This is a genomic window from Saccharothrix texasensis (assembly GCF_003752005.1).
GTDB classification, from domain to species: domain Bacteria; phylum Actinomycetota; class Actinomycetes; order Mycobacteriales; family Pseudonocardiaceae; genus Actinosynnema; species Actinosynnema texasense.
Genome location: NZ_RJKM01000001.1, coordinates 4,302,122 through 4,315,058, shown reverse-complemented (window position 1 = coordinate 4,315,058; position 12,937 = coordinate 4,302,122). Strand labels below are relative to the sequence as shown.

General features: G+C 74.2%; 15 protein-coding genes and 1 other RNA gene. 10 read left to right on the top strand and 6 right to left on the bottom strand.

The window, feature by feature from the left end; genetic code table 11:
* Nucleotides 1–43: 43 nt before the first annotated feature.
* Nucleotides 44–1,012 (top strand): cobalamin biosynthesis protein, encoded by a 969-nt coding sequence (locus EDD40_RS18210; RefSeq protein ID WP_123743975.1) that lies wholly within the window; start codon nt 44–46, stop codon nt 1,010–1,012.
* Here EDD40_RS18210 and EDD40_RS18205 read toward each other — a convergent pair.
* From EDD40_RS18205 to EDD40_RS43650, 4 genes are read right to left on the bottom strand one after another with little or no spacing between them, the layout of a single operon-like run.
* Nucleotides 954–1,757, bottom strand: a complete 804-nt coding sequence (locus EDD40_RS18205) for an SURF1 family cytochrome oxidase biogenesis protein (RefSeq protein ID WP_123743974.1) — start codon at nt 1,755–1,757, stop codon at nt 954–956. The two genes, EDD40_RS18210 and EDD40_RS18205, sit on opposite strands and share 59 nt — an antisense overlap.
* A 16-nt stretch (nt 1,758–1,773) precedes the next feature.
* Nucleotides 1,774–2,337 (bottom strand): DUF1349 domain-containing protein, encoded by a 564-nt coding sequence (locus tag EDD40_RS18200; RefSeq protein WP_123743973.1) that lies wholly within the window; start codon nt 2,335–2,337, stop codon nt 1,774–1,776.
* Between the two features lie 7 nt (nt 2,338–2,344).
* Nucleotides 2,345–3,175: a fructosamine kinase family protein gene (locus EDD40_RS18195; protein ID WP_425471210.1), complete on the bottom strand. Its 831-nt coding sequence runs from the start codon at nt 3,173–3,175 to the stop codon at nt 2,345–2,347.
* Complete coding sequence (locus EDD40_RS43650) at nt 3,172–3,627, bottom strand: low molecular weight protein-tyrosine-phosphatase (protein ID WP_123748114.1); 456 nt, start codon at nt 3,625–3,627, stop codon at nt 3,172–3,174. The genes EDD40_RS18195 and EDD40_RS43650 overlap by 4 nt, the downstream gene beginning before the upstream one ends.
* A gap of 63 nt (nt 3,628–3,690) precedes the next feature.
* Between EDD40_RS43650 and EDD40_RS43645 the strand changes: the two genes are divergently transcribed.
* Genes EDD40_RS43645 through EDD40_RS18155 form a run of 7 tightly spaced genes read left to right on the top strand, consistent with a single transcriptional unit; the run spans nt 3,691 to nt 9,318 of the window.
* Nucleotides 3,691–4,164 (top strand): hypothetical protein, encoded by a 474-nt coding sequence (locus tag EDD40_RS43645; protein WP_123743972.1) that lies wholly within the window; start codon nt 3,691–3,693, stop codon nt 4,162–4,164.
* A 55-nt stretch (nt 4,165–4,219) separates the two neighbouring features.
* The gene (locus EDD40_RS18180; RefSeq protein ID WP_148088835.1) at nt 4,220–4,456 is read left to right on the top strand and encodes a hypothetical protein; all 237 of its coding nucleotides are present in this window, start codon (nt 4,220–4,222) and stop codon (nt 4,454–4,456) included.
* A 57-nt stretch (nt 4,457–4,513) separates the two neighbouring features.
* Nucleotides 4,514–5,518, top strand: a complete 1,005-nt coding sequence (locus tag EDD40_RS18175) for a polyprenyl synthetase family protein (RefSeq protein ID WP_246037721.1) — start codon at nt 4,514–4,516, stop codon at nt 5,516–5,518.
* A gap of 27 nt (nt 5,519–5,545) precedes the next feature.
* A complete protein-coding gene (cobC, locus tag EDD40_RS18170) occupies nt 5,546–6,589 on the top strand; it encodes an Rv2231c family histidinol phosphate aminotransferase CobC (protein ID WP_123743970.1) in 1,044 nt (347 codons plus the stop codon).
* Complete coding sequence (locus EDD40_RS18165; RefSeq protein ID WP_123743969.1) at nt 6,586–7,416, top strand: Nif3-like dinuclear metal center hexameric protein; 831 nt, start codon at nt 6,586–6,588, stop codon at nt 7,414–7,416. The genes cobC and EDD40_RS18165 overlap by 4 nt, the downstream gene beginning before the upstream one ends.
* Before the next feature lie 10 nt (nt 7,417–7,426).
* Nucleotides 7,427–8,164, top strand: coding sequence for a zinc ribbon domain-containing protein (locus EDD40_RS18160; protein WP_123743968.1), 738 nt, complete (start codon nt 7,427–7,429; stop codon nt 8,162–8,164).
* The gene (locus EDD40_RS18155; protein WP_170185128.1) at nt 8,161–9,318 is read left to right on the top strand and encodes a bifunctional RNase H/acid phosphatase; all 1,158 of its coding nucleotides are present in this window, start codon (nt 8,161–8,163) and stop codon (nt 9,316–9,318) included. Before EDD40_RS18160 ends, EDD40_RS18155 begins: the two co-directional genes overlap by 4 nt.
* Here EDD40_RS18155 and EDD40_RS18150 read toward each other — a convergent pair.
* Nucleotides 9,315–9,875, bottom strand: a complete 561-nt coding sequence (locus tag EDD40_RS18150; RefSeq protein ID WP_123743966.1) for an NAD(P)H-dependent oxidoreductase — start codon at nt 9,873–9,875, stop codon at nt 9,315–9,317. The genes EDD40_RS18155 and EDD40_RS18150 overlap by 4 nt on opposite strands.
* Before the next feature lie 221 nt (nt 9,876–10,096).
* Between EDD40_RS18150 and rnpB the strand changes: the two genes are divergently transcribed.
* An RNA gene (gene rnpB / locus EDD40_RS18145) (RNase P RNA component class A) lies at nt 10,097–10,497 on the top strand.
* A gap of 352 nt (nt 10,498–10,849) precedes the next feature.
* Nucleotides 10,850–12,460 (top strand): DUF6345 domain-containing protein, encoded by a 1,611-nt coding sequence (locus EDD40_RS18140; RefSeq protein ID WP_123743965.1) that lies wholly within the window; start codon nt 10,850–10,852, stop codon nt 12,458–12,460.
* Nucleotides 12,461–12,530: 70 nt separating this feature from the next.
* Here the strand turns inward: EDD40_RS18140 and EDD40_RS18135 are convergent, their stop codons facing one another.
* The gene (locus EDD40_RS18135) at nt 12,531–12,875 is read right to left on the bottom strand and encodes a hypothetical protein (RefSeq protein ID WP_123743964.1); all 345 of its coding nucleotides are present in this window, start codon (nt 12,873–12,875) and stop codon (nt 12,531–12,533) included.
* Nucleotides 12,876–12,937: the final 62 nt, after the last annotated feature.

The window sequence follows — 12,937 nt, the reverse complement described above, 5'->3', positions numbered from 1 at the left end:
CCCTAATGCTGCGGTCCGACACGTGCGGGCTACCGTGCCCCGTGTGAGTCTGGGGCGCGCGGTGGGGTTGGTGCTGGGCGTGGCCGCTGACGCGGTGTTCGGCGACCCCGAGAGGTATCACCCGGTAGCGGGATTCGGTCGGGCGGCGGCGGCGCTGGAGCGCAAGCTGTACCGCGACCACCGGGCGGGCGGCGTGGCGCACGTGGTGGTGCTCGTCGGCGGCACGGTCCTCGCCGGGGTCGCGGCGGAGCGGCTGGGCAGGCGCAGCCAGGTCTTCGAGGTCCTGAGCACGGCCGCCGCCACGTGGGTCGTGCTGGGCGGGTCGTCGCTCGCCGACGAGGGCACCGCGATGGGCCGCGAGCTGGACGGCGGCGACCTCGACGCGGCGCGCAATCGTTTGCCGAACCTGTGCGGGCGCGAGCCGAGGAAGCTCGACACGATGGGCCTGGCGAAGGCGACCGTCGAGTCCGTGGCGGAGAACACGTCCGACGCGGTCGTGGCGCCGTTGTTCTGGGGCGCGGTCGCGGGCGTGCCCGGCCTGCTCGGCTACCGCGCGGCGAACACCCTCGACGCCATGGTCGGGCACCGCAACGAGCGCTACCGCCGGTTCGGCTGGGCCGCGGCCCGGCTCGACGACGTGGCGAACCTGCTGCCCTCGCGGCTGGCCGCGCTGCTCACGGCGGCGGGCGCGCCGGTCGTCGGCGGGTCGGCGGGCGAGGCGTGGCGGACGTGGCGGCGGGACGCGGCGGCGCACCCGAGCCCCAACGCGGGCCAGGTCGAGGCGGCGTTCGCGGGCGCGTTGGAGGTCCGGCTGGGCGGTCGCACGGTGTACGCGCACGGCGCGGAGGACCGGCCGGTGCTCGGGCACGGCCGCAACCCCGACGCGGGGCACGTGACGCGGGCGGTGGAGCTGTCGCGGGTGGTCGGCGCGTCGGCGGCGGCCGTGACCGCGCTCATCGCGCTGGCGCGGCCTCGTCTTCGGCGAGCTGTTCGGCGACGGACTTCCGCCTGACCTTCGGCCGGCCCGCGTCCTCGCGCAGCGCGCCGCCGGGGCGGATCTCGCGGACGGTGAAGTACAGCCAGCCGCCCAGGGCCATCGCGCCGAACGCGATCCACTGCAACGCGTAGGAGAAGAACGGCCCCGCGTCGAGCTTCGGCAGCGGCAGGGACTCCTCCACCCCCGGCTGGCCGTCGGTGAGCTGGAAGTAGCCCGGCCGCAGCTCCAGCCCGGCGGCCCGGCCGACCACGGCGGAGTTCACCGAGTACACCTGCCGGTGCTCGTCCTCCTGGAACGCGTCCCGGGTGTCCGACTCGTCCCGGCGGACCAGCGCGACCAGCGTCACGTCACCGGTCGGCACGGGCTTGAGGCCGGGGACCTTGATGCCGTTCACCGGCCGCACGTAACCCCGGTCCACCAGCACGGTCGGCCCGTCGGCCAGCCGGAACGGGGTCAGCACCTCGAACGCCGCCTCGCCCTGCACGGTCCGCAGCCGGGCCACCGCCTGCCCGTCGGGCAGGTAGCGGCCGGCCAGCGTCACGCGCCGCCACTCGACCTCGGCGTTGGGCCGGTCGAGCAGCGTGGTGACCGGCACCGGGTCGGTGCGCAGGGACGACACGACCGCGCTGTTCTGCGCGTCGCGCTCGGTGTCGCGGTCGAACTGCCAAGGCGCGAGCAGCGTGAAGCACGCGCCCGCGAACACCCAGACCGCCAGCGTCAACGCCAGCCATCCGGGCTGCAACAGGAACCTCAACCGCACGTGACCACGGTAAGCCCTAGGTCGTTGTGACCTGCACCCGGTCGAAGCGGGTGGTGAAACCCGGCCCCGTCGGCGCCGCGACCATCACGCCGACCAGCGCCTCCGCGCCCGGCGGGAAGTACGCGAGCCGCAGCAGGGTCGTGGGCTCGGCGTCGCCGGCGCCGTAGCGGACGGTCACCGCGTCGCCCTCGCGCACCGCCGCGATCGTGACCCGGTCGACGTGCCCGGCCGGCACCACCGACCAGTCGGAGAAGTCCCTGGTCACGACGGTGCTGACCTGGAACTCGTCGTCCACCAGCTCGACGCCCGCCTTGATCCAGTTCCGGTCGTCGAGCCACAGCGCGACACCGGCCTGGTCGTACTGGGCGGCGTAGTCCGCGGTGAACGACGCGGCGATGGCGAAGTCGCCGGCCAGCGGCACGCCGAGGACGTGGCCGCTGTCGCGGTCGTAGCCGTAGTGGGTGGTGCGCCAGAAGTCGGTCTCCGGGTCGCTGGTGACGGTCAGCCCGCCCTGGTCGCTCCACGCGCGCGGCTCGTTGAGCCAGCGCCAGTCGTCGCGGTCGAACACCGTGATCCCCATGGGGCCATCATCGCAGTGAACGAGCCGCGGCCAAGGCCTGCCGGGCGTAACCGCGGCCGAACAGCGCGGCGTGCACGAGCAGCGGGAACAGCTGGTGCAGCGGCACCCGGTCGCGCCACCCGTCGGCCAGGGGCGCGGCCTCGTCGTAGGCGGCGAGCACGCGGTCCAGGTGGGGGCAGCCGAACAGGGCGAGCATGGCCAGGTCGCTCTCCCGGTGGCCGCCGTGCGCGGCGGGGTCGACGAGCCAGGCGCGGCCGTCGGCGGCCCAGTGCACGTTGCCGTTCCACAGGTCGCCGTGCAGGCGGGCGGGCGGCTCGTCCGGCGCCCGCACCGGCACGGCCTCGACGGTCCGGGCCTCGGCGGCGGTCAACGCGCCCGCGTCCACCGCGAGCCGGGCGTAGTAGGCGATCCGGTGCTCCGCGAACCACTCGGCCCAGTCGTCGGACGGCACGTCGGGCATCGGCGCGAGCCCGATCGACGCCTCGGTCGGCCCGCCGGGCGGTGGCGCGCCGAACGCCGGTGCGCCGGTCGCGTGCAGCGCGGCGAGCCGGCGGCCGAACTCCTCGGCGGCGGCGGGCGACGGGCGGCCCGGCGCCACCCGGTCCATGGCCAGCCACGGCCCGCGGTGCCCGCGCAGCCGCGGCACCGGCGGGCCCGCGGGCTCGGCCAGCCACCGCAGGGAGGCGGCTTCGGCCGCCGCGGCGCCCGGCGAGCCGTGCCGCTTCACGACCACCACGTCGCCGTCGGCGAGGTCGACCTCCCACACGGCGTCGCCGAGTCGCCGGACCCCGGCGCCCGGCACCCCGGTCAGCTCCCGCGCCGCCCGCGCCGGTGTCACAGCCGTTCGCGCACCCAGGCCAGCAGGCCGGGCACGGCGGCCTCCACCATCTCCACCACGCGGTCGAAGCCCGCCTTGTCGCCGTAGTACGGGTCCGGCACGTCCTCGCCGTCCGCGTCCGGGTCGAACGAGCGCAGCAGCCGGACCCGCTCCGGGTCGTCCACCAGCCGCCGCAGCGCCCGCGCGTGCCCCGTGTCCAACGCCACCAGCAGGTCCGCGCCCAAGTGGTCGTCGCCGACCTGGGCGGCGCTGTGCGTGGTCGGGTAACCGTTGTCGGCCAACGACTTCGCCGCGCGCGGGTCGGCCGGGTCGCCGACGTGCCACCCCCCGGTGCCCGCGCTGGTCACCTCCACGAGGTCACCCAGGCCGGCCCGGCCCAGGTGCTCGCGGAATATGATCGCGGCCACGGGGGAACGGCAGATGTTGCCGGTGCAGATGAACGAGACGGTCAGCGTCACGGCAGGGGAGTCTGCCAGGTCGAGCGCTCCGCGACCGCTCGCGTTGGGGGTCCAAGCATGTCCGGGGTCGTGGTCGGTGTCGTCGTGGTGCTCGCGGTCCCCGTGATCGCCGGGGTGGTGGTGGCGGTGCGCCGCCGGTCGTGGCCGGAGACACCCGCGTTCGCCCGGCCGCGGCCCGTGACGTCGCCCGGCGGGCCGGCTCCCGACCCCAACGCCGGATTCTTCACCCACCGCCGTTTCGCGTTCCGGAAAAGGCATTTCTTCGTCGGCACGGGGTGTCCTCCGGTGCTGGTCGCCGATTTCCCGTCACTCGACGTGTTGCGTCGGGAACAGCCCGTGCGCATTGCCCGTTACGGCATTCGGGTGTGGTGGTGGTTCGAGGAGGATTTCTACCGGGAGGCGGTCGGCTTGGGGGCCGACGACGTGCGAGCATGGGTGCGTGAGCGGGAACGGAAGCAGCGGGCACGGCGGGATCGGGACCGACTGCTCTCAGCGGCCGAAGAGAGTCTGCGAAGGCGAGCTAACGGGTAACGAGCGGTCCCGGAACTCCGACGTCAAAGGCGTGGGGAATGTGTCGGGAAGGAAAGTGAATGACGCGCACATGCGGCGTGCGGCCGGTCCGCCCGGTCAATTCGGGACGGGCGTCGCGCTGGAGCACCGGGTGGTCCGGCCGGACGGGGCCGTCGAGGCCGGCGCGGGCCGGCGACCGGTGGTAGTCGAGCCGTTGCTGTGCCGTGAAGCCCGGGGCGGCGCGCCTTCGGCGGTCCACTTGGCGCTGTGCCTCGCCCTGCTGTGCTTCGCGGTCGCCATCTCCGTGCTCTGACGGCGGTCCGGGCCTGGTCTCAGCGGGCTCTCAGGCGTGGCGGGCGACGATCGCCTGGTGTCCACAGTGCAGTCGAACCAAGCGCAGTCGACCATGCCGACCATGCCGGCGCTCGCCCGTGCGCTGCCGAGGGTCGAAGACGAGATCCGGGCGTTGGCGACCTCGTCGTCGCTGCCGATCGTGAACACCTTCTCCGGCCGCATCACCGCGGCCGGCGGCAAGCGGCTGCGCTCCGTGCTGGTCCTGGCCGGTTCGCTGGCCGTGTCCGGCCGGATCACCGACAAGGCGGTCACCGCCGCCGCCTGCGTCGAACTGCTGCACGCCGGCTCGCTGGTGCACGACGACCTGATGGACGACGCCGAGGAACGGCGCGGCGTGCGCACGGTCAACGCGGACTGGGGCACCGGCCCCGCCGTGCTGGTCGGCGACTTCATGCTGGCCCGCGCGAGCCAGGCCGCGCTGGACCGGATCTCGCCGTTCGCCGCGAGCAGGCTCGCCAAAGCCGTGACGGACCTCGTCGAGGGCCAGGTGCTGGAAGTCGTCGACCTCTACGACCCGCACCGCGACCCGGACGACGCGGTGCGGTCCATCGAGCTGAAGACGGGCGCGCTGTTCGAGGTCGGCTGCGTGCTGGCCGCGCACTGCGCCGACGCCGACGAGGCGACCACCGACGCCATGGCCCGCTTCGGCGCGCTGTTCGGGCTGATGTTCCAGCTCCTCGACGACCTGCTGGACCTGGCGTCCACCTCGCAGCGGCTGGGCAAGCCGGTCGGCAACGACATCCGCCAAGGCGTCTACACGGTCCCGCTGCTGCGGGCGTTGACCGACGAGCAGCGCGCGCTGCTCGCGCGACGCGGCCGTGAGCTGACCGACGCGGAGCTGTCCGGGCTGCTGGCGGAGCTGCGGCAGACCAGCCTGGTCGCCGACACCGTCGCGCACTGCACGACGCTGGCCGCGCGGGCGGTGAGCGCGCTGCCGGACCTGCCCGGGTCCGACGCGCTCGACATCCTGCGCGAGCTGCCGGGCGCCTACCTGGACTGGGCCGCCTCCCAGATCGGGTGACGACGCTGATCGCCTAGACTCGCGGCGATGACCAGCCAGGATTCCGGCCGGGCGCTGCTGCGCCACCACGGGGACGTCGACGCCGCGCCCGGGCTCGCGGACTTCGCGGTGAACGTGCGGACGCCCGCCCCGCCCGCGTGGCTGCGCGACCGGTTGGTCGCCGCGCTCGACGGCCTCGGCTCCTACCCGGCCGCCGCCGCCGACGACCGCGCCCGCGCCGCCGTCGCCGCGCGGCACGGGCGCACGCCGGACGAGGTGCTGGTCCTCAACGGCGCCGCCGAGGGCTTCGCGCTGCTGCCGACCCTGCGCCCGCGCCTGGCGGCGGTGGTGCACCCGTCGTTCACCGAGCCCGAGGTGGCGTTGCGGGACGCGGGCGTGCCGGTGCGGCGGGTGCAGCTGTGGCCGGAGGACGACTACCGGTTGCGCGCCGACCTGGTGCCCGACGAGGCCGACCTGGTGGTGCTGGGCAACCCGACCAACCCGACGTCCGTGCTGCACCCGGCGGAGGTCGTGGCGTCGCTGAGCCGGCCGGGCCGGGTGCTGGTGGTGGACGAGGCGTTCGCCGACGCGGTGCCCGGCGAGCCGGAGTCGCTGGCCGGCCGCGCCGACCTGCCGGGTCTGCTGGTGCTGCGCAGCCTGACGAAGACGTGGGGCCTGGCGGGTCTGCGCGCGGGCTACCTGCTCGGCGCGCCGGAGCTGCTGGCCCGGCTCGCGCTGCCCCGACCGCAGTGGCCGGTGGGCAGCCTGGTGCTGGAGGCCGTCACCGCGTGCTGCGAGCCGGCGGCGGTGGCCGAGGCCGAGGCGCTGGCGCGGGAAGCCCGGGAGCACACCGCGCACGCCGTCGCGCGGCTCGGCGACCTGGTGGTCGTGCCACCGGACGCGCCGTTCGCGCTGCTGCGCGTGCCGCAGGGGCAGCGGGTGCGGGAGGCGTTGCGGGACAAGGGGATCGCGGTGCGGCGCGGCGACACGTTCCCCGGGCTGACCGCCGACCACCTGCGGGTCGCGGTCCGCGCGCCCGAGGAGTTCGACCTGCTGGTGGACGCGCTGCGAGTCGTGCTGGAGGAGCTGTGACGACGCTCGGGGACGTGCTGGCCGCCCTGGAGGCCGCCTACCCGCCCGCGACGGCCGAGCCGTGGGACGCCGTCGGCCTCGTCTGCGGCGACCGCGCCGAACCCGTGACGCGGGTGCTGTTCTGCGTCGACCCGGTCGAGTCCACTGTGGACGAGGCGGTGGCGGTGGGCGCGCAGCTCGTCGTCGCGCACCACCCGCTGATGCTGCGCGGCGTCACGGGCGTGCCGGCCGACGACCCGAAGGGCGGGCTGGTGCACCGGCTCATCCGCTCGGGCATCGCGCTCTACACCGCGCACACCAACGCCGACGTGGCCAACCCCGGCGTCTCGGACGCCCTCGCCGAGGCCATCGGCCTGCGCGTCACCGGCCCGCTGGTGCCCGCGGACGGCGCGCCCGACACGGGCGCCGGCCGCATCGGCGAGCTCGACCGGCCCGAACCGCTGCGCGACTTCACCCGGCGCGTCGCCGAGGCGCTGCCCGCCACGGCGTGGGGCGTGCGCGCGGCCGGCGACCCGGACCGGCCGGTCCGGCGGGTCGCCGTGTGCGGCGGCGCGGGCGACAGCTACCTGACCGCGGCGGCACGTGCCGGCGTGGACGCCTACGTCACCGCGGACCTGCGCCACCACCCGGCGGGCGAGCACCTCGCCGCCGGCGGGCCCGCGCTGGTCGACGTGGCGCACTGGGCCAGCGAGCAGCCGTGGTGCGGGCAGGCGGCGCACGTGGTGCGCGCCGCGTTCGGCGGTACGGTCGAGGTCCTCGTCTCGACCCGCCGGACCGACCCGTGGACCCTGGGCGTGACAAGCCCGAACTCCGAGCACACCGAATGAGAGGCTCACCGTGAAAGCCGATCCCGCCGTGCAGCGCAGGCTGCTCGACCTCGCGCAGGTCGACGCCGAACTGTCGCGCGTCACCCATCGGCGCCGCACGCTGCCCGAGATCGCGGAGATCGCCGAGGCGGAGAAGCAGTTCCGCGCCAAGCAGGACGCGCTGACCACGATCGAGACGACCTTGGGCGACCTGAACCGCGAGGTCAAGCGGCAGGAGACCGAGATCGACCAGGTCAGCGCCCGCGAGGAGCGCGACCGCAAGCTGCTGCAGGGCGGCGCGGTCGGCGCCAAGCAGCTCACCGACCTGGAGCACGAGCTGGCCACCCTCGGCCGCCGCCGCGGCGCGCTGGAGGACGACCTGCTGGAGCTGATGGAACGCCGCGAGGCCGTCGAGGCCGACATCCAGCACGCCCGCGTCGCGCTGGACAAGGCGCAGGAGGCGCTGTCCGACGCGGCCCGCCGCCGCGACAGCGCGCTGGCCGACCTGGAGTCGACCGAGACCAAGCGCACGGCCGACCGCGAGCGGATGACCGGCCAGTTCCCCGAGCCGCTGCTGGCGCTCTACGAGCGGGTGCGCAAGCACAAGAACATCGGCGCGGCCCTGTTGCAGTCGCGGCGCTGCGGCGCGTGCCGCATCGAACTGGACCGCAACGCGTTCGCCAAGGTCAAGGAGTCCGCGGCGGACGAGGTCATCCAGTGCGAGGAGTGCGGCGCGATCATGGTGCGGACCGGGGAATCGGGTCTGTGAGGGTCGTCGTCGAGGCCGACGGCGGCTCGCGCGGCAACCCCGGGCCCGCCGGGTGCGGGGCCGTCGTGCTGGACGAGTCGGGCGCGGTGCTGGCCGAGCGGTCCGCGGGCCTCGGCGTCGTCACCAACAACGTCGCCGAGTACCAGGGGCTCATCGCGGGGCTGCGGGCGGCGGCCGAGCTCGGCGCGTCCGAGGTGTCCGTGCGGATGGACTCCAAGCTCGTGGTCGAGCAGATGTCCGGCCGGTGGAAGGTGAAGCACCCGTCCATGCAGCCGCTGGTAGCGCAGGCGCGCGAGGTGGCGCGGGCGTTCGACCGGGTGGCCTACGAGTGGATCCCGCGCGAGCGCAACCAGCGCGCCGACCGGCTGGCCAACCAGGCGATGGACGTGCAGGCGGGCGGCGCCCAAAGGGAACGGGCCCAAAAGGAACGGACCCAGGAGGAACAGGCCCGGCCGGCGGTGGCCGAGCCCGCGCGGTCCCGGCCTCCGCAGCCGGACCCGGCGACGACCCAGTCACCGGTGTCGTGGACCGGCGCGGTCGGCGAGCCGACCCGGCTGTACCTGCTGCGGCACGGGCAGACCGAGCTGTCGGTGGCGCGGCGCTACTCCGGTCGCGGCAACCCGCCGCTGACCGAAGTCGGCCGGGGCCAGGCCGAGGCCGCGGCGCGTCGGCTGGCCAAGGTCGAGGGCCTGGCCGCGATCGTGTCGTCGCCGCTGGGACGGGCCCGGGAGACGGCGCGGGCCGTGGCGTCGGCCACCGGCGCCGAGCTGTCGTGGGACGACGACCTGATCGAGACCGACTTCGGCGCGTGGGAGGGCCTGACCTTCACCGAGGCCGCCGAACGCGACCCCGACGTGCACCGGCGCTGGCTCGGCGACCCGTCCGTGCCGACGCCCGGCGGCGAGAGCTTCGACCAGGTGCACCACCGGGTGCGGCGGGCCCGCAACGCCGTCGTGTCCCGCTTCGGCGGCGCGAACGTCGTCGTGGTCAGCCACGTCACGCCGATCAAGCTGCTGCTGCGGATGGCGCTGGACGTCGGCCCGTCGCTGCTGTTCCGGCTGCACCTGGACCTCGCGTCGCTGTCGGTCGTCGAGTTCTACCCCGACGGCCTCGCCTCCGTGCGGCTGGTCAACGACACGTCGCACCTCGGCTAGCCGGCGGGGCGCAGCCGGGCGCGCTCGTCGCGCCGGAACCGGGCGTCCTCGACGGCCAGCGCGAACCGGTCCACCGCGTCGCGAATCGCCTCGGCGGCTTTCGGCGCGATGGTCCCGCCCTCGATGTCCGGGTCGAGCACGAATTCGCCGCGCAGCACCGAGTCCGCGCCTTTGCCGGCCAGCAGCGGGTTCAACGCGTAGTCCATCGCGACCAGGAAACCCTGGCTGCCGCCGGTCGCCAGCGGCAGGATCACCCGGCCGCGCAACGCCTTCTTCGGCAACAGGTCGACCAGTGCTTTCACCAACCCGCTGTACGCCGCGCGGTAGACCGGGCTGGCCACCACGATGCCGTCCGCGCGCAGCACCGCGGCGACCGCGTCACCGATCTCCGGGTCCCGCAGATCCTCGGTGAGCAGCGGCAACGTCGGCAGTTGCCGCACGTGCAGGGTGTGCACCGCGTACCCGGCCGCGCGCAGCAGCCCTTCGACGTGCGAGACCAGCACGCCGGTGCGGGACGTCGGCGACGGGCCGCCGGAAATCATCAGAATGGAGGACATGGGGCGCTGACACCTTTCAGGAAAAGGCTCGGAGTACGAGGTAAAAAGTGTCAGCAGCAACAGATCGCGGCGGCGGTGCGGCCGAAGTCGACGTGCCGGCGGCGGGTGAGTACCCCGATTCCTGCCATGGTTTCGAGTAGAGCAGCAAGCCCACATCACGACAAGGTTTCCCGGCCCTGGTTCCACTGCCTGGGAAGCCGCCGGTATCCTGGTGCGGCGGATGAGTCGGCAGGGCGGTCGCGTCGACGGGTTCTCGGATCCGTCGCCGAGGAAAGTCCGGACTCCACAGGGCAGGGTGGTTGTCAACGGCAACCAGGGGCGACCCTCGGGACAGTGCCACAGAGAACAGACCGCCCCGGCGCGAGCCGGGGTAAGGGTGAAACGGTGGTGTAAGAGACCACCAGCGCTCCCGGTGACGGGAGCGGCTAGGTAAACCCCACCCGGAGCAAGGCCAAGAGGGTGCCCCAGGGCACCTGCGCAGGCGATCGAGGGCTGCCCGCCCGATGCCTGCGGGTAGGCCGCACGAGCCTGTCGGCAACGGCAGGCCGAGATGGATGGCCGCCGAACGGGACCGCCGCGAGGCGCCCGGGAACAGAATCCGGCTTACATGCCGGCTCATCCGCCCCTTCCCGGCCACTCGGCCGACCGCCGCCCACGGCCGGGGTTTCCGTGCCTCCCGGTCGACCGCGTACCCCGGCAGGCCCCGCTTGCCGGCCCCGTCCGCACCCGTCGCGCCGCCCCGTCCGGCCGTTCGGCTCAGCCCGGCCGTTCAGCCCACCGCCCGTCCGGCCGCACCCGTCCGTTCGGGCTCATCGGCGCCCGAGGGCCTATGCGCCCGCCTATACATCCGTTGCGTGCCAAGGGTGTTACACAAGTGAGGCCGTTCGAGTGGTTGTCGGTATCAGCCCCGTCCGGCCCGCGTCCTCCTCGCAGACCACGGGCCCTGCCCCGCGGTACCCCGAGGAGGGAACTACATGTCCACCAACAGGAGGCGTGCCACCACCTGGCTCGCCCTCACCGGCCTGATGGGCGCGGCGGCGATCACGGGCTCCACGGCCGCGGTCGCGGCGGCGGCCGCGGAGATGCCGGTCTACCAGGTCCGCTCCGTGGGCCTCACCCAGGACCAGGCCACGGCGTTGCAGCGCGCGTTCGGCCTCAAGGCCGTCCAGCGCGCCGAGGACGGCTCGGTGTCCTTCGCCGACGAGTCGACCTACCTGCGCGTGCCCGGCCTGGACCTGGGCGCGGGACAGCCGGACGAGTCGGGCGCCGCGACCACGCAGACGGCGCTCGACGTCGACTCCCTCAAGCGCCTGCGCGCCATCCCCGTCGAGGACGCCACCAAGAAGGCCCTCGAAACCCTGCGCGGGGTCGGCCTGCTGCCCGCCAACGCCACCCCGACCGCCGGGCAGACGACGTTCGAGGTCGTCGACGCCAACCAGCAGGCGGTGGTGACCGCGCCGCTGGACACCGCGGTGTCGTTCGCCTTCACCCTCGGCGGCGTGCCGCTGGAGGGTCCGGGCGCGAAGGTGCGGATCGCCTTCGACGGCCAGGGCGCCGTCGCGGGCCTCACCTACGCCGTCCGCGGCCTGCTGAGCGGGCCCAGCGTGCCGGTGCTGACCCTGGACGAGGGTCGTGACCGGTGCGCGAAGGTCCTCGGGTCGAGCGTGCGGCCGACCGGGGTGTCGTACGTGTACGAGGCGCCGCCGCTGGCCGAGAAGGTCGACCGGATCGAGCCCGGCCTGCGCTGCGACGGCGTGAACTCCGACGGCGCGGCCGTCCAGTCCGTCATCGTCGGCGCGGCCGTCGACGCGCGGCTGCCCGAGCCCGGCCCGGCGGACCCGCCGCGCGAGCAGAGCTCGTTCACCCCGCAGTGGACCAACCGGGTCGACGTCGGCAGCGAGGGCACCGGCCCGTGCTCCGGCCTGCCGTGGACGGCGGCCAACCTGGCGTCGTTCAACAACCGGTTCACCTCCGCCGGCGTGCCGGTGCAGTTCAGCTGGGTCAACCACAACGCCTGGGAGCGCGACTTCAAGGACCCGGTGTTCGCGGGCGGCCAGGACCAGCTCTACGCCGACGACGTCGACATGACCTACTGGCAGGGCCACGGCTCGCCGACCGGCTTCTCCTTCGCCGGGTGCAGCAGCAACACCGACACGTTCCTGTCCAACAACGACGCGCGCTGGGGCAACCGGGACGTCGAGTGGATGAGCCTGTTCACCTGCTCGATCCTGCAGGGCACGTCGGGCGGGCAGAGCTGGGCGACGCGCTGGGGCCGGGCGTTGCGCGGCCTGCACCAGATCAACAGCTTCGACACCGTCTCCTACCACTCGGCCGTGCACGGCGGGAAGTTCGCGAACTACCTGGTGCGCACGCCGTTCCTGTGGTGGAACCGGCCGATGAAGGTCCGTGACGCGTGGGCGCAGGCGTCGATCGACACCCAGCCGGCGACGGTGCGGTGGGCGACCATGGGCCCGATCGGCGGCGGTGGCCTGGCCAACTTCAACGACTACTTCTGGAACAAGGGCCCGGTCGGCCCGGACACGCTGCCGAGCACCGGCTACTGGCGCATCTCCGGCTCCAGCTGACGCGGCGCGCGCGAGCAGAGGGGTCCCTTCCTCGCCTGGGGGTGGGAAGGGCCCCCTTTTCGCGTGCGCGTCACACGCGGCGGGCCGGGCGCCCGGGCGGCATGCGGAACACCGGGCGGAACGCCGCGCCGCCGTTGTAGCGGCGCTCCAGCTCGGCCACGTACGCCTCGACGGCCGGGTTCACGATGTCGGCGAGGCTGCGCACACCGGCCTCCGCCTCGTACGCCGCCAGGTAGGTCGCCGCCGCTCGCGCCCGCTCCAGCACCTCCTGGTCGAAGTTGACCGTCCGCTGCACCCGCCGCCCGGTTTGCCGGTCCCCACCGGTAACCTGATCATCGTCCGAGACGACCACGGAGACGGTGATTTCGTTCACTCCGCCGGTTGGTTCGGGCACGGCCTCGGGGGGCTTGGTCATCGGCGAGCCTCCTCGGCGTCGTCACTCCGGCCTGCGGACCGTTCGGGTGTCCCCCGCTCGGC

What these genes read in the sequence shown, in the direction of transcription:
- EDD40_RS18200 (WP_123743973.1), bottom strand. Translation starts at nt 2,337, where the DNA reads ATGGGGATCACGGTGTTCGACCGCGACGACTGGCGCTGGCTCAACGAG.
- EDD40_RS43645 (WP_123743972.1), top strand. Translation starts at nt 3,691, where the DNA reads ATGTCCGGGGTCGTGGTCGGTGTCGTCGTGGTGCTCGCGGTCCCCGTG.
- cobC (WP_123743970.1), top strand. Translation starts at nt 5,546, where the DNA reads ATGACCAGCCAGGATTCCGGCCGGGCGCTGCTGCGCCACCACGGGGAC.
- EDD40_RS18150 (WP_123743966.1), bottom strand. Translation starts at nt 9,875, where the DNA reads ATGTCCTCCATTCTGATGATTTCCGGCGGCCCGTCGCCGACGTCCCGC.
- EDD40_RS18140 (WP_123743965.1), top strand. Translation starts at nt 10,850, where the DNA reads ATGTCCACCAACAGGAGGCGTGCCACCACCTGGCTCGCCCTCACCGGC.
- EDD40_RS18135 (WP_123743964.1), bottom strand. Translation starts at nt 12,875, where the DNA reads ATGACCAAGCCCCCCGAGGCCGTGCCCGAACCAACCGGCGGAGTGAAC.